The organism is Amycolatopsis sp. YIM 10 (genome assembly GCF_009429145.1).
Taxonomy (GTDB): Bacteria; Actinomycetota; Actinomycetes; order Mycobacteriales; family Pseudonocardiaceae; genus Amycolatopsis.
Genome location: NZ_CP045480.1, coordinates 63,740 through 85,629, shown reverse-complemented (window position 1 = coordinate 85,629; position 21,890 = coordinate 63,740). Strand labels below are relative to the sequence as shown.

Below are 21,890 nucleotides of genomic sequence, written 5' to 3'. Positions count from 1 at the left end.
ACGGGCTCCAGGGTCGTCGCCATCGGTCCCGCCCGCCTCGCTCAAGCGGCGTAGAACGCGTTGATCCGGTCCGCGAGGTCGCGCGCGTCGGCGTTGTTCCGGCGACGCTCGGCCTCGACCTTCAAGGGCATCATCCGGTCCTTGATGCGCGCGGACTTGAGCCCCTCGGCCGCGTCCAGCGCCTTGCCGCCCACCTTCGCGCCCTGGTCCAGGTCGCCTTCGAGCAGGTGGTTGGTGGCCAGCGCGCTCAGGTTGAACACCCGGCTGCGGGCCATGTCGTCGCCGTAGGCCTCGACCGCCCTGGTCAGCGCCGGGATCGCGTACTTGGTGTGGTCGACCTTGCCCTCGATGGCCAGCGCGGTGTGCACCGTGCCGATCATCGCGTAGACGTCGGTCTCGTTGAAGAACTGCACCCAGGACTCGGCGCTGGCGATGTCCGCGCGGGCGAACTCGTCCTTGGTCCGGCCGAGCAGCTTGAGCGCCTGCTCCTCGTTGCCCATCATCGCGTAGGCCCAGGCCTGGTTCGCGCAGAGCACCGAGATGGCCAGCTCGGAGCCGGATTCCTGGGCCGCGATCTGGCCCAGCTGGAACAGCTTGAGCGCGTCGTTCGGCGCGTCCTGGTGCAGGTAGACCCGGCCCATCCGGTAGAGCACGTTGGCCACCAGCGGGTTGTTGTCGCCCTGCTTGGCCAGGTCCAGCGCGTTCGCGAAGTGCCCGCGCGCCGAGTCGACCAGGCCGGTGTCGAACGAGGTCCAGCCGGCCAGGCTGTGCAGGTCGGCCAGCGCCACGTAGAGCCGGGACTTGACCATCTCGGCCCCGCTGGATTCGAGCATCTGCTGTCCCCAGGACAGCTGCGCGACCACCGCGTCGCGGCAGAAACCGCCGCCGTACTGGTAGTCCAGCGCACGAAGTGCCCGGGTGGCGGCCTCCATCTGCCGGACGTCGGTCATCCCGATCCGGCCTGGCGCCGGTGTCCTCGCGGGACGCGTCGCCCAAGCCTCGGACGCCGGTCCGAAGACCGCTGCACCCATGGTGACCTGCGCGGCGTGCGCGAGGAACTTCCGCCGTTTCACGGACTCGTCCTCCTCAGCCTGCTGGCCGTCGGCGTTGCCGACGACCTGTATCGCCGTGGCCTCGTCGTAGGCGAGGCCCATGTATCCCCTGGCGACACCCAGGCCGTCGGCGATCCGCACCAGGACGTCGTAGGCCATCACCTGCCGCCCCTTGAGGATCTCCGACACCTCGGACTGCGACTGGCCGGTCATCGCGGCGATCTGGCGCTGCGATACCCCGTGCTTGCGCAACTGGCGGTACACCGAGCTGATCTCGCGAGCGGCGAGCGCCTCTCGCATCTCCGGCTGCTCCCAGGCAGTCGGCGGGATGGGATGACCAGCTTGTCCCTGGTGGGACTCAGTGCTGTTCATGGCGTCCATTCGCGCCCCCTCACAGTCCGTCGGGCGTCTGTCCACAGCGTAGGCACACCCATTCAACCGTGCGAAACGCCGATTGTTGAGTCTGATCGGCCCGGCCGAACTCCGCCGACCGCTTATCGTGGAACTCTGGCCGGTCGCCGCTATGACGGCGATGCAGCCTTCTTTCCGCCTCGCTTTCACCGCAATGTAGATCGCAGTTCTCCGTGAGCACTCCGGCACCCCCGGTGATCACGGACAGCGACCGCCAGCGGCCGCCCTTCACGGAGAGCTACGAAGACCAGAGAAGACCCGGAATTGCGAGCGACGAGCAGAGCGGAGTAGCCGGTGGAGTTCCTTGACTCGATCCCCACAGGTCGTACGGCCACCGTTTCCCCTGTGCGTGCCTCCGTCCCGCGCGCCGTGCCCCAGGCGGTCGACCCGCGTTCGGCGCACCTTCGCCGGCACGAAGGCGGCCAGACGGTGTGGCGTGTGCAGTGCGGCGACCTGATCAACCGCGAGCGCTGCGTCACGGTGTTCGTCGACGACAGCCAGGTCGTGCTCGTCGGCCCGCCCGGGGAAACCGCTCGGATGACCGGCAGCCAGCTCGGCCAGCTCCGGACCGCGCTCAACGAAGCCGCCAAACTGGCGGAAAGGTAACGGTGAGTTCCAGGTGGACCAGATCCTCGGACAGGTACTCCGCAATGCCGTGTGGGAGCGCCTCGACATGCTCTCCGATCTCGCCAACCGCGCGGACGCGCAGTCGCTGGTCTCGGTGGCCCGTTCCGAGCTGCCCCGGCTGACCGAAGGCTGGCGGGCCATGCTCCGGGCGCACGAGCCCGACGAGCGCGGCGACTGCCCGACCTGCTCCACCCGGTGGCACCGCTGCAAGGCGCCGTGCTCGGTGTGGCAGGTGGCCCACGAGCACCTGGTCGCCGGTGGCCTGGCCACCCAGCCCGACGTCAAGGGCCGCCGCGCGGTGCCTGCCCAGAGCCGCACCGTTCCCGCCCCGACCCGCACTCCCGGCCGCCACGCACTGGTGACCCCGCCGAGGCAGGCGATCGCCACCACCTGATCTCCCCACCGGTGCGCCCGATCCCCCGCGGGCGCCCCCGACCGGCGGTCGGCTCATCCGTACCCCCGAGCGAGATGAGTCGACCGCCCACCAACTCCCCGATCCCCATCGGTACTTCTGCGATTAATCGCAAAATTAGTGAGAATCCGCTAGCCAGAGCAGTAATCGAACGCTAACGTGATGCTCAAGCCCACGGGCGCAAAATTGCACAACGCAACCGTGGTGATCCCGCCCTGACGCGGGCCCCGAGAACCCCGCGGACCGGTGCCGTTGCACTCCCCCTCCCCCGACCGGCACCGGTCCGCGGTCCCACCTACCGGACTTCTGATCAGCGCACTGATCGGATGCTGGTGACCAGCACCCCGGCGAGCAGCGTGGCCACCGCGGAAGCGGCGAACAGGCCCGGGTATCCGCCGAAACCCGCCAGGATGACCGTCGCCAGCAGTGGCGCGACCACCTGCGGCAGCGCGTTCGCGATGTTCACCACGCCGAGGTCCTTCGCCCGGTCCTGCGCGGTGGGCAGCACCTGGGTCAGGATGGCCATCGCCACCGCCCAGTAGGTGCCGAAGCCGATGCCGAGCAGCGGGGCCGCGGCCAGCGCGGCGCCCCAGGTCGACGAGAAAACGAGCAGCAGCGCGGCCAGCGCCATCGCGATCGACGCCCCGACCACGTACGGCTTGCGACGGCCGGACCGGTCCGACAGCACGCCCGCGCCCAGCGCGCCGACGATCAGCGCGACGCCGTACAGGCCCATCAGCACCAGCAGTCCGGTGTCCGGGTCCGGGTGTCCGGCCGCGTCCTTGAGGAAAAACAGCAGGTAGAGCGTGCCGAGCGCGTTGCCGAGCCCGATCAGGAAGTGGCAACCCCAGGCCCGCGCGAAGTCCGGGTGCCGCCGCGGCGAGATCCACATCCGGCGCGGCAGCTCCCGCAGCGAGCCACCCGGCCGCCAGGCGACGGGCAGCACCGCGTCCGGGGTGCGCAGCACAAACGCGGCCGCGCCGGCGAGCACCACCAGCGCGCAGGCGAGGTAACCGCCGGGAAGGCTGGTGACCAGCACGGTGACCAGTACCGCGCCGAGCACCGTGCCGAACATCTGGCTGATCCCGATGAAACCGCCGATCTGCGCGCGCTGACCGACGGGCACACGGTCGGGTAGTGCGGAGGTCAGCGTGGCGAGCATGCCGTTCAGCCCGGCCTGGACCAGGCACCAGCCGAGGGTCATCACCACCACGTTCGGCGCGGCGGCCAGCAGCGCGAGCCCGGCCGCGCCGAGCAGTGAGCCCGCGACCGTCCACGGGTGGCGGCGGCCGAAGCGCGACGTGGTGCGGTCCGACAGCAATCCGAACGCCGGATTGGCGACCAGCGAGACGAGCGCGCCGACCCCGGTCACGATGCCGAAGACCAGTTCCTTGTTCGCCGCGTCGAGCAGTTCCGCCTGGCGCGGCAGGAGCACCTGGATGGGCGCGTAGAAACCCAGCCACAGCCCGAAGTTCGCGAAGAACAGCAGCGCGGCCCAGCCCGGGCGGACCCGGGTGGTCGGTTCGGTGAGTGCCGCCGGTTCAGTGTCCATGGGCCGCGATCAGTTCGCGGAACCAGAAGTACGAGTCTTTCGGCGTTCGGGCCTGGGTTTCGTAGTCGACGTGGACGAGGCCGAACCGGGGCGCGTAGCCCTTGGACCACTCGAAGTTGTCGAGCAGGGACCAGACGAAGTAACCGCGGACGTCGACCCCGGCGTCCATCGCGGTGCGGACGGCTCGCAGGTGCTCGCGCAGGAAGTCGATGCGCGCGACGTCGGTGACGCGGCCGTCCGGGGTGACTTCGTCGGCGAAGCTGCACCCGTTCTCGGTGATGTGGATCGGCGGCAGCCTGTCTCCGTAGCGTTCCTTGAGCTGCAGCAGGAGTTCGCGGAAGGCGTCCGGCACGATCGGGGAATCGTTGGTCGTCTTCGGATAACCCTCGACCGACCGGAGTTCGAACGGCAGCGGATTGCCCTCGCCCGGCCCGGCGGCGCCCTGCGGTTCGTAGTAGTTGACGCCGTAGAAGTCGAGCGGCTGCGCGATGACGGGCAGGTCGTCGGCGAAACCGGCGGGCAGGTGCTCGTGGAACTCCTCGGGATAACTGCCGAGCAGCACCGGGTCGGCGTAGAGGCGGTTGAGCAGCGCGTCGAGCCGCCGGGCGCCTTCGAGATCGGCGGCGGAGTCGGTGGCCGGCCAGATCGGCGAATGGTTGTTCGCCGTGCCGACGGACTTCCCGCCGGCCGCGCGCAGGGCCTTGACCGCGAGGCCGTGCGCGAGATGCTGGTGGTGTGCGGTGGGAATCGCGCCGAGTAGCAGCGTCTGGCCCGGCGCGTACTCGCCGATGGCGTAACCGAAGATCGACATGACCATCGGCTCGTTGAGCGGAATCCACATCTTCACCCGGTCGGCGAAGTGCGTGCCGAGGATTTCGGCGTACTCGCCGAAGCGCTCGGCGGTGTCGCGGGCGAGCCAGCCGCCGGCGTCTTCGAGCGCCTGCGGGGTGTCCCAGTGGTAGAGGGTGGCGACCGGATCGATGCCGGCCGCGCAGATCTCGTCGAGCAGGCGGTCGTAGAAGCCGATGCCGCGTGGCTCCGGGGCGCCCTTGCCGGTGGGCTGGATCCGGGGCCAGGCGAAGGAGAATCGGTAGGCGTCGACGCCGAGCCCCGCCATCAGCGCGACGTCCTCGCGGTAGCGGTGGTAGTGATCGGCGGCCGTGCACGCGTGCTCGCCGTTCGCGATCTTGCCCGGCGTCGCGGTGAATGTGTCCCAAATGGACGGTCCGCGCCCGTCCTCGGTGACCGCGCCCTCGATCTGGAACGCCGAGGTGGACACGCCCCAGCGGAAGCCGGGCGGGAAGTTCAGGTTCGCCACCAGCTACTCGCTTTCACCTCGCGGCTCGCGCCGGGATAATGTGAATAGTTCTCATATCCTAACCCGTTCCCTCGACCGGGGGGAAGGGTTCGTACGCGGTAGGGTCCTGACCAGCGGGGAGCGACATCGGCAAGATCAAGTGCCGGGGCGTTGCGGCTGGGAGGAGCGGGACGTGTCCGAGAACAAGGCACACGGGGAAACCACCCCACTGCGCCGGCAGCCGGTGCAGCAGCGCAGCGCGAAGCGGGTCGAGCAGATGCTCGACGCGGGCGCCGCGCTGATCGACGAGATCGGGTACGAATCGCTGACCACCACGCTGATCGCGAAGCGGGCCGGGGTGGCGGTGGGTTCGCTGTACCAGTTCTTCCCGGACAAGCGGGCGGTGGTGCAGGCGCTCACCCAGCGGAACCTGGACCGGTTCATGGCGGCCATCGGCGAGCGGCTGAGCGGGGTCTCGCACTCGCACTGGTGGGATGTGGTGGACTCGATCCTGGACATCTACCTGGACATGCACCGGAATGTGCCAGGCTTCTCGAAGGTGCACTTCGGCGACGTCGTCGACCGGCAGCTGCTGGACGAAAGCCGGGACAACAACCGGGTGATCGCCGACGCGCTCACGGAATTGCTGTCGAACTACCTGGATGTGCCGCAGGAACGCCTGTGGTTCGCCATCGCCATCGCCAACGAAGCGGCGGACTCCCTGCTGAAACTGGCCTTCCACCGCGACCCCAACGGCGACGCGGAGGTAGTCGAGGAAACGAAGTACCTGATCAAAACCTACCTGGCCAGCCGCCTGGGCGAGTGAGCCGGAGCTTTCATCCACAGTGGACAACCACAGTGGACATCAGCCGAAGTTCTGTTGCTCGCCCCGATAAGTAGGCACGGTTCGCTCGACCCTATCCCCCTGAACCAGGTGGTAGTGCGTGAACCGCTCAGCCAACTCCCCCGCTTTCGCGTGTCGCAACCAGACCCGGTCGCCGACCTGCAAATCCCGGGCACCACGCCCGGTGACCGGAGTCTGCACCTCCCCGGCGCCTTCCAGACCGAGCAGCTTCAGCCCCGCGGGCAAATAGGGCGAGGGCAACCGTGAAGCAGCCGCCGGCCCCGAAGCGACATATCCACCCGAGAACAACGTGGCGATGGCTCGTGTGGGTTTGCGGACCACCGGCAAAGCGAAGATCGCGGCCGGGCGGGGGTGGAAGCGGGTGTAGCCGTCGAACAAAGTGGGGCCCAGCAGACCCGAACCCGCGGCGATTTCGGTGACCGAGGCGTCCGAGCCGGTGACCTCCAGGCTGCCGGTGCCACCGCCGTTGACGAACTCCAGGTCCGCGACCTCCCGCACCGCGCGGACCGCGGCGCCTCGGCGGCGCAGCAACTCGGCCGCCGACTTCCGTTGCATCCAGCGGACCGCGGCCGACTGGACCCGGCCGCCGACCGCGTCCGGGAAACCGGCGATCTGGCCTTCGTAGGCCATCATGCCCACCAGTCGGAACCCCGGCCGCGCGCCGATCGCGGCGGCGAAGTCGCGGGCCTGGCGCGGAGTGAACACAGGCGACCGTCGCGTGCCGACGTGCAGTGCGCGCATCGGCCGCCACGACGCGTCCAGCTCCAGGCAGACCCGGATCTCCGGGTGCTCCAGGCCGAGCGCGGAGTCGACCAGGTCCAGGTGCGCGGGCGAGTCCACCATGATCGAGATGGCCGCGCGGGCCCGGTCGTCGGCGGCCAGGCGGCGCAGGGCGGCGTGGTCCACGGTCGGGTAGGCGACCACCACGTCGTCCGTCGTACCGGTCTCGACCAGCCACAACGCCTCGGCCAGCGAGTAGCTCATCACGCCACGGAACCCCGGTCTGGCCAGCACTCGCTCCAGCAGCGCCCGGCAGCGCACCGACTTGCTCACCACGCGGATGGGCCGGGTGGCCCGTCGCACGAGGTCGTCGGCGTTCGCGTCGAACGCGGCGAGGTCGACGATCGCCAGCGGCGGATCGAGGTCCTTCGTCGCCAGGTCGAACGCGGTGGCGTCAGGGAGGTTCACCCCCAGTACGGTACGACAAACAGGCTTGAAACGCGAATACTATTCACTTATCGTTCGCTCAGTGGTGACCACTTAGGCCATCCAGTGATGGGATCAAGTTGATGACACGGTGGACGAACTGGGCCGGGACCGCAACGGCCAGCCCTCAACGCGTGCACAAACCGCGCAGCGTCGCGGAAATCGCCGAAGCCGTGACCGACGCCGCGGTGGATGGCCGCCGCGTGCGCGCACTGGGCAGCGGCCACTCGTTCACCCCGATCGCGGTGGCCCATTCCGACGCCATCAACCTCACCCAGTGGACGGGCCTGGCCTCGGCCGACATCGAAGCCAAGCGGGTCACCGTCCGGTCGGGCACCACGCTGCGCGAGCTGAACGCCGAACTCGACCGGCTCGGCCTGGCGATGACCAACCTGGGTGACATCGACGCGCAGACCATCGCCGGGGCCATCTCCACCGGCACGCACGGCACCGGCGCGAAGTTCGGCGGCATCGCCACCCAGATCGCCGGGCTGGAACTGGTGCTGGCCGACGGCACGGTGGTCGGCTGCTCGGCCGACCGGCGCCCGGAGCTGTTCCACGCCGCCCGCGTCGGCCTCGGCGCGCTCGGCGTGATCAGCACGGTCACGCTCCAGTGCGAACCGGCTTATGTGCTCGCCGCCGAGGAACGCCCCGAGCCGCTGGAGGGCGTGCTCGAATCTTTCAACGACCAGGCCGACACCAACGACCACTTCGAGTTCTACTGGTTCCCGTACGGCCGGAACGCGCTGGTCAAGCGCAACAACCGGCAGCCGGCGGGCACCGAACCCGAGCCGCTGAGCCGGGCGCGGCAGTTCGTCGACTACCGGATCATGGAGAACACCGCGTTCGGCGCGCTGTGCCGGATCGGCCGGACCGTGCCGGGGCTGGTCCGGCCGCTGGGCAGGCTCGCGTCCTCGGTGCTGTCCGCGCGTGAGTACAGCGACACCTCGCACCGCGTTTTTGTCACCCACCGGGGCGTCCGGTTCGTCGAGTCGGAGTTCGCCATCCCACGCGAATCCCTGCACGACGTGCTCGGCGAACTGCGCGCACTGGTGCCGAAGCTGGAGAACCCGGTGGCGTTCCCGGTCGAGGTGCGGGTGGCCGCCGCTGACGACATCTGGCTGTCCACCGCCTACGGCCGCGACTCCGCCTACGTCGCCATCCACCAGTTCGTCGGCATGCCCTACCGCGAGTACTTCGCCGCGTTCGCGAAGGTCGCCGGCGCGGTCGGCGGCCGCCCGCACTGGGGCAAGATGCACGACCTCGACGCGACCGTGCTGCGCGAGCGGTACCCCCGCTTCGACGACTTCCTCAAGGTGCGCAAGGACGTCGATCCCAGCGGGGTGTTCACCAACGCCTACCTGGACCGGGTGCTCGGCCCGGTCGGCTAGATCTCCCACCCGCCAGCCCACCACCGCCCTCAACGGACGCGCTGCGCGCGACTAGATCCGTTTCAGGGCCTCGTCGATCGGTGTGTGGCCTTCGACCAGTTCGAGGGTGTGGTGCACGGTCCGCGGTTCGTCCAGCAGGGCGACCAGCACGGCGGCCACGTCGTCGCGGGAGATGGTGCCGTAGTCGACCGAATCGGCCAGGTGGACCTGACCGGTGCCGGGCTCGTCGGTGAGCCTGCCCGGCCGCAGGATGGTCCAGTCGAGGTCGCGCGCCCGCAGATCGTCCTCGGCGGCGGCCTTGGCCTTCAGGTAGGCGGAGAAGACCTCGTCCATGCCGGGGTCGTCGGCGCGGTCCAGCCCCATCCCGCTGACCTGGACGTGCCGCCGGACCCCGGCGCGCTGGGCGGCTTCGGCGAACAGCGCCGCCGCCCCGCGGTCCACGGTGTCCTTGCGGGCGGAGCCGCTGCCCGGCCCGGCGCCCGCGGCGAACACCGCGGCGTCCGCGCCCTCGAGCACCTCGGCGACGGCAGCCGGCTCGGCGGTCTCCAGATCGAGCACCACCGGTTCCGCGCTGGAGTCACGGAGGTCGGCCGCCTGCTCCACCTTGCGGATGATGCCCACCGCCTGGTCACCGCGCGCGGCGAGCAACCGCTCCAGCCGCAGCGCGATCTGTCCGTGTCCGCCGGCAATCACAACTCGCATGACACCGACCCTATGCGGAACCTCAGTCGACGGCAGCCGGGACTTCGTGGGAGAGCAGCAGTTCGTAGGCGACCTCGTTGACCCAGCGGGAGATCGGGTCGCCGGTGACGAGCAGGCGCTCGCTGTGCCCGAGCAGGTCGGTCTCCACCGCGGCCTGCTCGTCGGCGGTCAGCACGGCCATGCCGTAGGTGCGGGCCCGCGGCAGGCAGTTGTCCACGTAGTCCTCGGTCAGCGTGGCGGCCGAGGGCAGCACCATCGCGGTCTCGCCGTAGCGGGCGAACGGCACCAGCGCGGCCAGGCCGGTCCGCCAGTGGCGCTGCACGGTGAGCACACCGACGATCTCCACCGCGGCGGCCGGCGCGCTGCCGACGAACTCGGGCCAGGTCCAGGTGTCCACCACGGCACGGTCGGTGACCGGCGCGACACCCATCGCGATGCGCTCGGCGTGCGCCACCGTGCGCAGCCGGGCGACCAGGTTCACCTTGCGGCCCAGCAGCCGGATCTCCGGCAGCACGACCCCGTGCCAGCCGAGTCGCGCGGCGGCCTCGGTGGCCAGCTCGTCCGGCGTCGACGGCAGCTGGTGCGGCGGCACGACGCGGCTCGGCAACGACCGGGTGCCGTTCGCACCGCCGGTCACCGCCACCTCTCCTGGTGTCACCGCCACGGGTCCGCCTCCTCTTTCCTTCTCGCCCTGCACTGGAGTTCCGCGCCTCGTGAAAAGAGGCACATGAATTTGGTACCAGGGCGGTCAGGGGATGGCGCCACGTCAACCGGTCACCTGCGATCGGCGGCAGTCAGCCATCGGTGACCGGTCGACGGGCGGTCATCGGACTTCGGCCCGGCGGTGCGGCCAAGCGGGTGAGACCCCGCCGAACGGTGGGTTCGCCGGGCTCAGTTCCATTCGCCGGAATTGAGGATCTCGGACAGTCCCGGCGTGTTCCACTCGTCCATGATCACCACGTTCGCCGACGGCACGAACCAGATTCGCTGGGTGATCCGCACCCCGCTCGCACCGCCGGTGGAACCGCGCGGAACGCATTCCACGATCCACCGCTCGAACCGGGCTTCACGCCCGCCGACCTGGGTCGAGGCGGCCTCTTCCAGCGTCGATTCGCCGTCCTGCCACAGGTCCTTGCGCCCGGCGGCATTGCAGGCGCGACCGTTCGCACTGCGGCGATAAGGTTTTCCGGGTTCGTATGCGGGCTGTTCGGAATTCGCTTTTGTGTTGTCGGTCACCATGAAGTACGGGCAGTTGAAGTACTTCACCGGATCGGCGCATTCCGAGGCGTCGACGATCACTTGTTCCAAACCCTGGGCACGGCTCGTCCAGGTGGCTGGGCCGGTAATGGTGAGCGGGCCCACATCGAGCTTTTCCCCCGGCCGCGCCGGTCCGCTCGACGGCGCGCCGGACGACGGCGGCTTCGCGTCCACCTTGGCCAGCAGTGCGGGCGCGAGCAGGCCGCCGAGCGCGTCGTAGGACACCTTGCGATCGCTGACCCCGCACGCGGTCGAGCCGCCGAAGGTCTGCATCTCCACGGTGAATTGGACGCCGTCCGGGGTGAGCATCGCCTCGAAGGGCCGCCCGACCGAATCGGGTTCGCGCAGCGTGTCGACCGGGATGACCGGGGTGCCACCCCGTTCGTTGCACGGGTCGCCCTCCGGCCAGATCGCGCCGGCCAACTCCGCCATGCCGGGGGTGGTCAGTTTCTCCGGCGCGATCAGCTGGTCCAGCGGGATGAGTTCGCCGGTGCGCAGGTCGAAGGTCAGCGCCGAACTCTCGAAGGTCCAGGTGGAGTGCGGCGCGTTGGTCACCTTGTGGTCGTAGCGAACGGACAGCAGGTCGTCGTTCTGCAGGCCGATCACCGGCTCGTTGCCGACCGTGGCCGGACCGCCGGTGTTCGGCCCCCAGTTCGGCGCCGCCCGGCTGATCTCGGCCACCCAGCGGTCCACCGGCGCCCGCAGCGCGGCGTTGATCCGCTCGGTCACGGCCGGATCGGCACCACCGCTGACGCTGAGGAACCGCGCGTTGACGTCCACAGTGGACCCCGGCGCGCGGTCCGTGGTGACGTTGGTGTTCACCTGCAGCGCCACGTTCCGCACCACCGGCGGTGGGGTCGGCGGGTCCTCACCGGAGTTGGTCACCACCACGATCACGCCGGTGCCGACCAGTGCCGCGCCCGCCAGGATCGCGCCCGCCTTGACCAGCACCCCGCCACCGGCGCCGGCGGCGACCACGCCGCCGGAACCCGCGACGGCGGCCGTGCCCGCGCCCGCCGGGGCCAGCACCGAAGCACCCGCGAGCATGGCCAGCGGCGACAACGCGAGCAGCGCGCCCGCGCGCTGGGCGAGCCTGCCCCAGCCGCGTTCCTCCCAGTCCTCGCCGTACGCGGCGACCGCGGTCGACTCCAGTTCGGTCAGGAAGGCGTCGGCGGAGGCGGGCCGCTCGGCCGGGTTCTTCGCCATGCCGCGCGAGATCAGGCCGCGCACGGGTTCGGGCGCCTCACCGAACGGGATGGGCGCGTACTCGTGGAGGTTGCGCAGGACCTCCGTGCTGTCCGCTTCGAACGGCCGGTGCCCGGCCACGCACTGGAAGAACACGCACGTCGCCGCGTAGACGTCCGTCGCCGGTGAAGCCGCCGAACCGGTCCACTGCTCCGGCGCCATGTAGGCGGGTGTGCCCACGGACAGCCCCGGCTGCCCGGCGAGCACCGCGATGCCGAAGTCGACCAGCTTGCTCTGGCGGTGCGTGTCCACCAGCACGTTGTCCGGTTTGTAGTCCCGGTGCACGATGCCCGCGTGGTGCGCGGCGGACAGGCCCAGCAGCGAGCCCTTCAGCACCGCCAGCGCGGCTTCCGGTTCGAGGGTGCCGTCACTGGTCAGGATCGCGCGCAACGGCACGCCCGGCACGGCCTCCATCACGATCGCCGCGCCCTCGGGCGTCTCGATGAACTCGTGCAGGCGCGCCACATGCGGACTGACCACTTGCGACAGAACCCGCGCCTCCTGGCGGAACGCGTCCACCAGCCGTGGATCGTTCAAGTGCCGCGCGAACAGGTACTTGATCGCCACGGTGTGCCCGGTGCTGTCCTGCCGGGCCAGCACCACGCGGCCGAAACTGCCCTCCCCCAGCCGGTCCACCTCGGTGAACCCCGGCAGCGCCCACTCGCTCACCGCCACGTCGCACTCTCCAGGATCTTGTCCAGACCGGGCGTGTTCCAGTCGTCCGCGAAGATGATCCCCGTCTTCGGGAGCGTCCACGACCGTTCGACAAAATCCGCGCCACCGGAACAGGTGATGCGCCACTCCTCGTAGGCGGCCTTCTTCGTGCCGAACGGGCGCAGTTCCTGCTTGAGCCGCTCGGCGCCGGTGATCAGCTGGTCCGGCGCCCGGGTACACGGTTCGCCGCGCTTGTGCTCGACCGCTGAGCGGTAGTGGATCCGGACGCCGGGGCAGCCGTCCTCGACGCAGTCGGCGGCCCGCGCGAGCAGCCTGCCGGTGGCGGACTCATTGGACAGTCGCCACTCCTGCGGCACGGTCAGCGTGAACGCGCCGAGGTCGAGGCGCTGTTCGGCGGGTGCCGCGCCGGTGTTCAGCAGCTCGGCGGTGCCCGGCGCCATCAGGTCGGCAAGATCGGCGTAGGGCACCACGACGGTCTGGTGGTCGCAGGCCATCGGACCGCCGAAGGCCGAGCCGTAGACGTCGAACTCGACCGCCTCGGTGGCGAAGATCGCCTGGACCGCCGGGTCGCCGTCGCCCGCGGTGTACGGCTCGGTCAGGTGCCGCGGCTCCATCGGCTCGTGCACGGTCCCCCCGCCGCAGAAGCCGCCGGGCGAACGGGCCAGCAGCCGTTCCTCCAGCTCGGTCGTCCCGGCCTGGCCGGCCGCCGCGTCCGCGAACACCTTGGGCGCGTCGATCACCTCGCCGGTCTTCAGGTCCACGGTGACCCCGCGAATGCTGAACCCGCCGCGGTTGCCGAACTGCACGGAGTCGATGCTGCGGGTGTACTTGACCGAGAGCACCTTGTCGTCCTGGCGCCGGATCTCCGCCTTGGTGCTCAGGTGCGGGGTGTCGGTCGCCGGATCCGGGTTGATTTCGCGGACGTAGTCGATCCAGCCGTCGACCGGGGCCATCAGCGCCTGGTTGACCCGCTCCTGCACGGCCGGATCGGCGAGCCCGCTGATCGCCACGTACTGCCCGTTGAAGTCGAAGGTGCCGAAGTTCTCCGTGCGGTTGCGCACGTCCGCGGTCATCGCGACCTGCTCGATGGCGGGTGTCGGCGGCGGTGGGGCCGGGTTCTCGCCGGTGGAGTTCACCACGATCACCGCGCCGGTGCCGACCAGCGCCGCGCCGACCAGGATCGCGCCCGCCTTGACCAGCACCCCACCACCGGCACCGGCGGCGACCACGCCACCAGATCCGGCGACGGCACCGGCTCCCGCACCGGCAGGCGCGAGCACGGTGGCACCGGCGAGCATCGCCAGCGGGGACACCGCGAGCAGGGCGCCCGCGCGCTGGGCCAGCCGGGTCCAGCCCCGGTCCTCCCAGTCCGGCCCGTAACCCTCGACCGCCGCGGACTCCAGTTCGGCGAGAAAGAGCGCCGCGGTTTCCGGTCGCCGGGCCGGATCCTTCGCCATCCCGCGCTCGACCAGCGGCCACAGCGGCTCCGGCAGCTCACCGAACGGGATGGGCGCGTAGATGTGCAGATTGCGCAGGGTGTCGCGGTCGTCCGCGTGATATGGCCGGTTTCCGGTGACGCACTGGAAGAAAACGCAGGTCGCCGCGTACACGTCGGTCGCCGGGGTGGCCGCGTTCCCGGCCCACTGCTCCGGCGCCATGTAACCCGGGGTGCCGACCGACAGCCCGGTTTCCCCGGCCAGCACGGCGATGCCGAAGTCGACCAGCTTGCTCCGGCGATCCGGCTGGACCAGCACGTTGTCCGGTTTGTAGTCGCGGTGCACCACACCGGCGGTGTGCGCGGCGGACAGGCCGAGCAGCGAACCCTTCAGCACGACCAGCGCCGCTTCGGGCGTCAGCTGCCCTTCCGCGGTGAGGATCGCGCTGAGCGACACACCCGGCACGGCCTCCATCACGATCGCCGCACCCTCAGGCGTCTCGATGAACTCGTGCAACCGCGCCACATGCGGACTGACCACTTGCGACAGAACCCGCGCCTCCTGGCGGAACGCGTCCACCAGCCGCGGATCAGCCAGGTGCTCGGCGTACAGGTACTTGATCGCGACCTCGGCGCCCGTACCGTCCTGCCGAGCCAGCACCACGCGGCCGAAACCGCCTTCCCCCAGTGCTTTCACTTCGGTGAAGCCCGGGAGCGACCATTCGCTCACCGCCAGACCGCCTTCGCCAGCGCGTCCTCCAGCTCGGCCACGCCCCACTCGTCCTCGATGACCACGTTCTTCGACGGCACGAACCAGATGCGCTGCGTCAACTCGGCCTCACTTTCGGCGGTGCCCGGCTTGACGCACTGCACGGTCCACTTCTCGTAGGTCGCGTCCTGGTCGCCGACCTTCACCGTGGCGCTGTCGACCAGTGCGGCCGCGCCCTCCTGCTTGAGGTCCTTGCGGCCGACGGCGTTGCACGCGCGGCCGTTCGCGCTGCGGCGGTAGGGCCGGCCCGGTTCGTACTTGGGCTGTTCCTCGCTGGCCTGGGTGTTGTCGGTGACCAGGAAGTACTTGCAGTTGTAGTAGCGCTTGGGATCCGCGCAGCCGGCACCGTCCACCACGACTTTCTCCAGTCCCTGGTTCTGCTGGGAGAAGCGGGTGGGCAGGCGGAGGTTCAGCCCGCCGAAGCGGAACGCCTCGTCCTTCGGCGGCGGGGTCGTCGTGGTCGGCGCGGGTGGCACCGAACGCTGGTCGGGGAGCAGTTTGAGAACCTCCGGGGCGAGCAGGTCGGTCATCCGCGCGTACGGGAGCAGCACGGTTTCGGGTTTGCAGGCGAGCACGAAGAGCACACCGTCCGGCGCGAGCGCGAGCACCAGCTCGTCGACGGTCAGCTTCTTGTTTTCACAACGGCGTCCGAGATCGAGCCGCTGGGACATCTGGTTGATGCCGTTGTCGGTCAGCGCGTCCGGCGTCAGCAGTTCGCGCACGCCCAAGGGCTTGCCGTCGTCGAGCGCGATGGTGACGGTCCGGGTGTAGGGCTGCTCGCCGCCGCCGGACGCGTTGTCGTAGCGCACCGACAGCAGCTCGTCGGTCTGCAGCACGATCTGCGGTTTCGAGGTCCCGGCCTTTTTGTCCGTGCGCAACTTCTCGCGGTGGTCGTCGAACGGCCGGCGCAACGCCTGGTTGACCCGCGAGCCGGCCAGGAGGTCCTGGTAGCCGTTCACCTGGACGATGTCGCCTTCGATGGCGAAGGTGCCTTCGCGCTCGGACACCGGTTCCACCGCGACGGTCAGCACCTGCTGCAACGCCTGCGGCGGCGCGGCGGGCGGCGGCTCCTCTTCCGCGGTCACCACGAACACCACCCCGGCCGCGATCACCGCGAGGCCGAGCACGACCGCGCCGCTCTTCAGCAACAGGCCGCCCGCGGGTGCTTCGGAAGCGGGGTCGGCCGCCAGGACCGCCCGGCCCTTGCGCTCCCACTTCTTGCCGTAGGTCTCGGTTGCCACGGCTTCCAGCGCGTCGGCGAACTGCTCGGCGCTGGCCGGGCGGTACGCCGGGTCCTTCGCCATGCCCCAGTTGAGCAGTCCCCACAGCGGTTCCGGTGCCTCGCCGAACGGGATGGGCGCGTAGCGGTGCAGGTGGCGCAGCGCGTCCGGATCGTCCGCCTCGTACGGCGGGTGCCCGGTGAGGCATTCGAAGAACACGCATGTCGCGGCGTAGATGTCGGCTGCTTGGGTGCCGGACTCCCCGGCCAGCGCGGCGGTGCCGAAGTCGACCAGCTTGGTCTGGCCGTCCTCGGCGACCAGCACGTTCGCGGACTTGAGGTCGCGGTGGACCAGCTCGGCGGCGTGCGCGTCGGCGAGGCCGAGCAGCGTGTTCTTGAACACCGCGAGCGCGGCTTCCGGCGGCAGCGCGCCGTTGTCGTGCAGCAGGCGGTGCAGGGAGACGCCGGGCACCGCCTCCATCACCAGCGCGCGCGAGGACTCGATGAACTCGTGGAGGCGGACCACATACGGGCTGGTCAGCTGCTGCCAGGCGGCGGCTTCGACGCGGAACTCGTCGAGCGGGAACCAGTCGAAGAGGTACTTGACGGCGACCTGCGCGCCGGTGCTGTCCTGGCGGGCGAGCACCACCCGGCCGAAGTTGCCGTCGCCGAGGGTCTCCAGCTCCGTTAACCCCGGCTCGCTCACCCCGGCCTCCTTTGTCCCCTCCTTGGAGGTGACGTACACCGCAGCGGTTCCCGGCAACCAGAGTTAGGGTTACCCGTCGGTACGCCAACCCGTTGGAGGCTCGATGCGCTCGCCGAAGGACTTCTTCGCACCCCTCGCCGTGGGGGCGCCGGAGCCGGTCCGGCAGATCCCCGCGCTGCCGTCGCGCATGATCCACTTCTTCGATCCGAGCAACGAGAAGATGGCCGCGAAGGCGCCGGAGATCGCCAAGAAGGTCGACGTGCTGCTGGGCAATCTCGAGGACGCGGTGAAGGCCGACCGCAAGGAGGCCGCGCGCACCGGGCTGGTGGAGATCGCCAAGGCCAACGACTTCGGCTCCACGCAGCTGTGGACCAGGGTGAACAGCCTCGATTCGCCGTGGGTGCTGGACGACCTGATCACCCTGGTCACCGAGATCGGCGACAAGCTCGACGTGATCATGGTGCCGAAGGTGGAGGGTGCCCAGGACATCCACTACGTCGACCGGCTGCTGGCGCAGTTGGAGGCGCGGGCCGGGCTGACCGAGCCGCTGCTGGTGCACGCGATCCTGGAGACCGCCTCCGGGGTGGCCAACGTCGAGGAGATCGCCGGGGCCAGCCCGCGCATGCAGGGCATCTCGCTCGGACCGGCCGATCTGGCCGCGAGCCGCCGGATGAAGACCACCCGGGTGGGGGGCGGACATCCGGGTTACCTCGTGCGGACCGACCCGGTCGGCGAGGACCTCACCGCCGGGCGCACGACGTATCAGCAGGACCTCTGGCACTACACGGTCGCGCGCATGGTCGACGCGTGCGCGATGCACGGGATCCTGCCGTACTACGGGCCGTTCGGGGACATTCGCGACGTGGTCGGCTGCGAGGACCAGTTCCGCAACGCGTTCCTGCTCGGGTGTGTCGGCGCGTGGAGCCTGCACCCGGCGCAGATCGACATCGCGAAGCGGGTGTTCTCGCCGTCGCCGGAGGACGTGGCGTGGGCGCGCCGGGTGATCGCCGAGATGGGTGACGGCACCGGCGCGGTGATGATCGACGGGAAGATGCAGGACGACGCCTCGGTGAAGCAGTGCCGGGTGGTGGCGGAACTGGCCGACGCGCTGGCCGCTTCCGACCCGGAACTGGCCGAGGCCTACGACAAGGCCACCCAGGAGGCTGTCTCTTGAGACCACGCAGGTCCGTGCTCTACATGCCCGGTGCGAACGAGCGCGCGCTGGAGAAGGCGAAGACGCTGCCCGCGGACGCGCTCATCCTCGACCTCGAGGACGCCGTCGCCCCGGACGCCAAGGAGGCGGCGCGGGAACGGGTGTGCGCCGCCGCCGGTTCCTACGGTTCGCGCGAGGTGACGATCCGGGTCAACGGCCTGGACACCGAATGGCACGACGCCGATCTCCGCGCCGCCGCGCAGGCCGGTCCGGCCGCGGTGGTGGTGCCGAAGGTGAACTCGGCGGCCGAGGTGCACAACATCGAGCGGGCGCTGGAACTGGGTGGTGCCCCGGAGCACACGAAGATCTGGGCGATGCTGGAAACCCCGGTCGCCCTGCTGCACGCGGCGGAGATCGCGGCGGCGTCGGACCGGCTGACCGTGCTGGTGATGGGCACGAACGACCTGCAGAAGGAGTTGCACGCGGAGTTCGTGCCGGGCCGGGCGCCCCTGCTCGGCGGGCTGTCGCTGGCCCTGCTCGCCGCGCGGGCCACCGGCAAGGTGATCCTGGACGGCGTCTACAACGACGTGAAGGACGTCGAAGGCTTCGAAGCGGAATGCGTACAAGGCCGCCAGTTCGGCTTCGACGGCAAAACCCTGATCCACCCGGCGCAGCTGGAGCCGTGCAACCGGATCTTCGCCCCTTCGGACGCGGAGATCGCGTCGGCGCGGAAGATCACCGCCGCCTTCGAAGAGGCACGGGCCGCGGGCAAGGGCGTGGTCACGGTGGACGGGCGGATGATCGAAAACCTGCACGTGGAGAACGCCCGCCGAATCCTGGACCTGGCCGAAGCCATCGGCAAGGCGGAGTAGGGACCGCACCGCCTAGAGTTGGCGCACGACCGGCCGACTGCGTTCGATCGAGATCGAGGGCTTCACCTCGATCCGCTCTGCCACGGTCGACCTCGGCGCACTGAACGTGCTGGTCGGCGCCAACGGTGCGGGCAAGAGCAACTTCGTGCACGCCTTCGAACTGCTCGGCCGGATCGCGGAACGTCGTCTCGGCCTGTTCGTGGGCCTCTCCGGTGGCGCTGCCGCGCTGTTGCACCACGGTGCCGAACGGATCCGGATGCGGGTGCCGATTATCTCGCCGGGCTGCTCCCTGCGGCCGACGATGAACTCATCTTCGGCATCGAGCAGGTCGCGGGCGCGCTTTCGCCCGAACAGCCATACAAGGGTGGCCATCGCGAGTCGTACCTGCACGACGAGCCGATCCTCGAACTGCTCCGCCACTGCCGGGTGTTCCACTTCCAGGACACGAGCCGCGACGCACCGGTCAAGCAGCGAGTACCGACGGCCGACAACCTTTCCCTGCGCGACGATGCCGGGAACCTGGCGGCGGTACTGCTGAGCCTTCAGTCCAGTGAGGACGCTCAGGAAAGCGCTGCCTACCAGCGCATCGTTCGCACCATTCGGTTGATCGCACCGTTCTTCGACGACTTCGTGCTGGTTCCGGAGAGCAGCGATCGGGTGCTCCTGCGCTGGCGGCAGCAAGGCTCCGACGCGGTGTTCTCCGCCAATCAGATGTCCGACGGCACCTTGCGGTTCGTCTGCCTGGTGACGCTGCTCCAGCAGCCGAAGCTGCCCGCGGTGGTGGTGCTCGACGAGCCGGAACTGGGACTGCACCCGTCGGCCATCGTGTTGCTGGCGGACCTGATCAAGCAGGCTTCCGCGCGCAGCCAGGTCCTGCTCGCCACCCAGTCGGTCACCTTGATGAACCAGTTCAGCGTGCAGGACCTGATCGTGGTCGAACGCGACGAGCAACTGGGCGGGTCGGTCTTCACCCGGCCCGACCCGGAGCGGCTGCGGGACTGGCTGGACGAGTATTCGCTGGGTGAGCTGTGGGAGAAGCACGTGATCGGCGGTCAGCCGGGGACGCGGGGCAGCATCACCGATGCCTGACCGGTTGCACCTGCTGGTCGAAGGACAGACCGAGGAAGAAGTCGTCCGGCTCGTGCTCAGCCCGTACCTCGCCGCCCGTGGCTGGATCGTCACCTCCTCGATCGTGCGGACCAAGCAGTCCGCGGACGCCCGCCGCGGGGGTGTGACCAGCTGGGCCAAGATCGAACGCGACATCCGGATGCTGCTCGGCAGCACCAAGCTGCGCGTGCTGACGACCCTGTTCGACTACTACGGCTTTCCGGCCGACGCGCCCGGCATGGCGGACCGGCCCACCGGTTCGGCCGCCGATCGGGTACGCCACGTCGAGCGGGCTCTGGTGGCCGCGGTCGGCGATCACCGGTTCCTCCCGCACCTGATCCTCCACGAGACCGAGACGTGGGTGTTCGCCGCCGGGACCGAATTGGCCGAACTGCGCTGGACGCCCGAACTGGCCGACGGGCTCAAGCACGACATAGCAGCCGCGGGCGGAGCCGAACTCATCAACGACTCCCCCGACACCGCGCCATCGAAGCGGCTCATCGCGTATTGCGACGGCTACGCCAAGGTGGTCGAAGGGCCATTGGCCATCGAGGACCTCGGCATCGAAGGGCTCAAACGGCAGTGCCCGCATTTCGCGGGCTGGCTGACGCGGCTCGAAGCGCTGGGCTGACCTGGCGGAACGGGCGGGGAGGGGATGGCCGACAATCAGGGCGAAGACGGCCCCTCCCCGTTAGGAAGCACCTTGACCGATCTCACCGCGTTGCGGGCAGAGCACGAGCGGCTGTGCGCCCAAGGACTGAAGCTCGACCTCACCCGTGGCAAGCCCTCGCCCGACCAGCTGGATCTGTCCACCGAGCTGCTCGACCTCCCCGGCGCCGCCGGGTTCAGGGCGGCCGACGGGACGGACACGCGCAACTACGGCGGTCTCCAGGGCCTGCCCGAGCTGCGTGAGATCTGGAGCGAGGTGCTCGGCATCCCCGCCGCGCAGTTGGTCACCGGCGGCAACTCCAGCCTCGCGCTGATGCACGACACCGTGGTCGCCGCGCTGTTGAACGGGACCACCGACGGTCCGGCGTGGGCCGGGCAGTCGATCAAGTTCCTCTGCCCGGTGCCCGGCTACGACCGGCACTTCGCCATCTGCGAGCGGTTCGGCATCGAGATGATCCCGGTGCCGCTCGGCGAGCACGGCCCCGACCTGGCCGAGGTCCGGCGCCTGGTCGCCGAGGACGCGCAGATCAAGGGCATGTGGTGCGTGCCCAAGTACAGCAACCCGACCGGCACCTCCTACTCCGACGAAGTGGTCGCCGGGTTGGCCGCGATGCCGGCCGCCGCGCCCGACTTCCGGCTGTTCTGGGACAACGCCTACGCGGTGCACCACCTGACCGACACCGAGGTGGAGATCGCCGACGTGCTCAAGCTCGCGGCCGAGGCGGGCCACCCGGATCGCCCGTTCGTGTTCGCGTCGACCTCGAAGATCACCCTCGCCGGGAGCGGGGTGTCGTTCTTCGGCGGCTCCGAGGCGAACGTGAAGTGGCTGCTCGCGCACCTGAGCAAGCGCACCATCGGCCCGGACAAGATCAACGAGCTGCGCCACGCGCGCTTCCTGCCGGACGCCAAGAGCGTGGCCGAGCACATGCGCCGCCACCGCCACATCGTGCAGCCGAAGTTCGACCTGGTGCTCTCCATTCTCGAAGCCGAACTGGGCGACACGGACGGCGTGAGCTGGACCAAGCCCGAGGGCGGCTACTTCATCAGCCTCGACGTGCCGGACGGCACCGCCAAGCGCGTGGTCGAACTGGCCGGGCAGGCGGGCGTCAAGCTCACCCCGGCGGGCGCGACCTTCCCGCTCGGTGACGACCCGCGTGACCGCAACATCCGCCTCGCGCCGACCTTCCCGAAGATCGAAGAGGTCGAGGCGGCCACGCGCGGGCTCGCGGTCTGCGTGCGTCTCGCGGTCGGCGAACGCCAGGCTTAAT

At 69.8% G+C, this 21,890-nt stretch carries 18 protein-coding genes and 1 pseudogene; 10 read left to right on the top strand and 9 right to left on the bottom strand.

The features are described 5' to 3' along the window. Positions 1 to 41: 41 nt before the first annotated feature. On the bottom strand, positions 42 to 1,433 hold the full coding sequence (locus YIM_RS00405) for a helix-turn-helix transcriptional regulator (RefSeq protein WP_153028440.1): 1,392 nt from the start codon (positions 1,431 to 1,433) through the stop codon (positions 42 to 44). A 324-nt stretch (positions 1,434 to 1,757) separates the two neighbouring features. On the opposite strand from YIM_RS00405, the gene YIM_RS00400 reads away from it, so the two are divergent. Continuing rightward, the gene (locus YIM_RS00400; RefSeq protein ID WP_153028439.1) at positions 1,758 to 2,069 is read left to right on the top strand and encodes a hypothetical protein; all 312 of its coding nucleotides are present in this window, start codon (positions 1,758 to 1,760) and stop codon (positions 2,067 to 2,069) included. A gap of 13 nt (positions 2,070 to 2,082) precedes the next feature. Beyond that, positions 2,083 to 2,484 carry a hypothetical protein gene (locus YIM_RS00395; protein WP_153028438.1) on the top strand — a complete coding sequence of 134 codons (402 nt, stop codon included), beginning with the start codon at positions 2,083 to 2,085 and terminating at the stop codon, positions 2,482 to 2,484. A 328-nt stretch (positions 2,485 to 2,812) separates the two neighbouring features. Here the strand turns inward: YIM_RS00395 and YIM_RS00390 are convergent, their stop codons facing one another. Beyond that, entirely contained in the window at positions 2,813 to 4,054 is a 1,242-nt protein-coding gene (locus YIM_RS00390; RefSeq protein WP_153028437.1) for an MFS transporter, read from the bottom strand. Continuing rightward, entirely contained in the window at positions 4,044 to 5,372 is a 1,329-nt protein-coding gene (locus YIM_RS00385) for a GH1 family beta-glucosidase (RefSeq protein ID WP_153028436.1), read from the bottom strand. The genes YIM_RS00390 and YIM_RS00385 overlap by 11 nt, the downstream gene beginning before the upstream one ends. Before the next feature lie 172 nt (positions 5,373 to 5,544). Between YIM_RS00385 and YIM_RS00380 the strand changes: the two genes are divergently transcribed. Further along, the gene (locus YIM_RS00380) at positions 5,545 to 6,177 is read left to right on the top strand and encodes a TetR family transcriptional regulator (RefSeq protein ID WP_153028435.1); all 633 of its coding nucleotides are present in this window, start codon (positions 5,545 to 5,547) and stop codon (positions 6,175 to 6,177) included. A gap of 39 nt (positions 6,178 to 6,216) precedes the next feature. Here YIM_RS00380 and YIM_RS00375 read toward each other — a convergent pair whose 3' ends face one another. After that, a complete protein-coding gene (locus YIM_RS00375) occupies positions 6,217 to 7,404 on the bottom strand; it encodes an amino acid deaminase/aldolase (protein ID WP_153028434.1) in 1,188 nt (395 codons plus the stop codon). Positions 7,405 to 7,505: 101 nt separating this feature from the next. Here YIM_RS00375 and YIM_RS00370 point away from each other — a divergent pair, with 101 nt between their 5' ends. Continuing rightward, complete coding sequence (locus YIM_RS00370) at positions 7,506 to 8,813, top strand: D-arabinono-1,4-lactone oxidase (RefSeq protein WP_153028433.1); 1,308 nt, start codon at positions 7,506 to 7,508, stop codon at positions 8,811 to 8,813. 51 nt (positions 8,814 to 8,864) lie between these two features. Here YIM_RS00370 and YIM_RS00365 read toward each other — a convergent pair whose 3' ends face one another. From YIM_RS00365 to YIM_RS00345, 5 genes are all read right to left on the bottom strand, one after another. Further along, complete coding sequence (locus YIM_RS00365) at positions 8,865 to 9,515, bottom strand: NAD(P)H-binding protein (protein WP_153028432.1); 651 nt, start codon at positions 9,513 to 9,515, stop codon at positions 8,865 to 8,867. Between the two features lie 22 nt (positions 9,516 to 9,537). Beyond that, positions 9,538 to 10,179: a hypothetical protein gene (locus YIM_RS00360; RefSeq protein ID WP_153028431.1), complete on the bottom strand. Its 642-nt coding sequence runs from the start codon at positions 10,177 to 10,179 to the stop codon at positions 9,538 to 9,540. Positions 10,180 to 10,406: 227 nt separating this feature from the next. Continuing rightward, positions 10,407 to 12,692: a serine/threonine-protein kinase gene (locus YIM_RS00355; protein ID WP_153028430.1), complete on the bottom strand. Its 2,286-nt coding sequence runs from the start codon at positions 12,690 to 12,692 to the stop codon at positions 10,407 to 10,409. Next, positions 12,683 to 14,857, bottom strand: coding sequence for a serine/threonine-protein kinase (locus tag YIM_RS00350; RefSeq protein WP_153028429.1), 2,175 nt, complete (start codon positions 14,855 to 14,857; stop codon positions 12,683 to 12,685). Before YIM_RS00350 ends, YIM_RS00355 begins: the two co-directional genes overlap by 10 nt. Continuing rightward, on the bottom strand, positions 14,854 to 16,878 hold the full coding sequence (locus tag YIM_RS00345) for a serine/threonine-protein kinase (RefSeq protein ID WP_228004475.1): 2,025 nt from the start codon (positions 16,876 to 16,878) through the stop codon (positions 14,854 to 14,856). The genes YIM_RS00350 and YIM_RS00345 overlap by 4 nt, the downstream gene beginning before the upstream one ends. 46 nt (positions 16,879 to 16,924) lie before the next feature. On the opposite strand from YIM_RS00345, the gene YIM_RS00340 reads away from it, so the two are divergent. The 6 genes and pseudogenes from YIM_RS00340 (at position 16,925) to YIM_RS00320 (ending at position 21,889) form a co-directional block, all read left to right on the top strand. Continuing rightward, positions 16,925 to 17,995, top strand: coding sequence for a CoA ester lyase (locus tag YIM_RS00340; RefSeq protein WP_153028428.1), 1,071 nt, complete (start codon positions 16,925 to 16,927; stop codon positions 17,993 to 17,995). Then, complete coding sequence (locus YIM_RS00335; RefSeq protein ID WP_304505979.1) at positions 17,992 to 18,846, top strand: CoA ester lyase; 855 nt, start codon at positions 17,992 to 17,994, stop codon at positions 18,844 to 18,846. The genes YIM_RS00340 and YIM_RS00335 overlap by 4 nt, the downstream gene beginning before the upstream one ends. A gap of 37 nt (positions 18,847 to 18,883) precedes the next feature. Beyond that, positions 18,884 to 18,952 (top strand): annotated as a pseudogene (locus YIM_RS49900) (hypothetical protein); the annotation flags it as partial. A gap of 176 nt (positions 18,953 to 19,128) precedes the next feature. Next, on the top strand, positions 19,129 to 19,935 hold the full coding sequence (locus YIM_RS48860; protein WP_370469056.1) for an AAA family ATPase: 807 nt from the start codon (positions 19,129 to 19,131) through the stop codon (positions 19,933 to 19,935). Continuing rightward, positions 19,928 to 20,584, top strand: a complete 657-nt coding sequence (locus YIM_RS00325) for a DUF4276 family protein (protein ID WP_153028427.1) — start codon at positions 19,928 to 19,930, stop codon at positions 20,582 to 20,584. Before YIM_RS48860 ends, YIM_RS00325 begins: the two co-directional genes overlap by 8 nt. Positions 20,585 to 20,608: 24 nt before the next feature. Next, a complete protein-coding gene (locus YIM_RS00320; RefSeq protein WP_153028426.1) occupies positions 20,609 to 21,889 on the top strand; it encodes an aminotransferase class I/II-fold pyridoxal phosphate-dependent enzyme in 1,281 nt (426 codons plus the stop codon). Position 21,890 lies beyond the last annotated feature (1 nt).

Excerpts from the sequence above, each read along its gene's own strand:
- YIM_RS00320 (WP_153028426.1), top strand. The coding sequence starts at position 20,609 with ATGGCCGACAATCAGGGCGAAGACGGCCCCTCCCCGTTAGGAAGCACC.
- YIM_RS00370 (WP_153028433.1), top strand. The coding sequence starts at position 7,506 with ATGACACGGTGGACGAACTGGGCCGGGACCGCAACGGCCAGCCCTCAA.
- YIM_RS00340 (WP_153028428.1), top strand. The coding sequence starts at position 16,925 with ATGCGCTCGCCGAAGGACTTCTTCGCACCCCTCGCCGTGGGGGCGCCG.
- YIM_RS00405 (WP_153028440.1), bottom strand. The coding sequence starts at position 1,433 with ATGGACGCCATGAACAGCACTGAGTCCCACCAGGGACAAGCTGGTCAT.
- YIM_RS00325 (WP_153028427.1), top strand. The coding sequence starts at position 19,928 with ATGCCTGACCGGTTGCACCTGCTGGTCGAAGGACAGACCGAGGAAGAA.
- YIM_RS00365 (WP_153028432.1), bottom strand. The coding sequence starts at position 9,515 with ATGCGAGTTGTGATTGCCGGCGGACACGGACAGATCGCGCTGCGGCTG.
- YIM_RS00390 (WP_153028437.1), bottom strand. The coding sequence starts at position 4,054 with ATGGACACTGAACCGGCGGCACTCACCGAACCGACCACCCGGGTCCGC.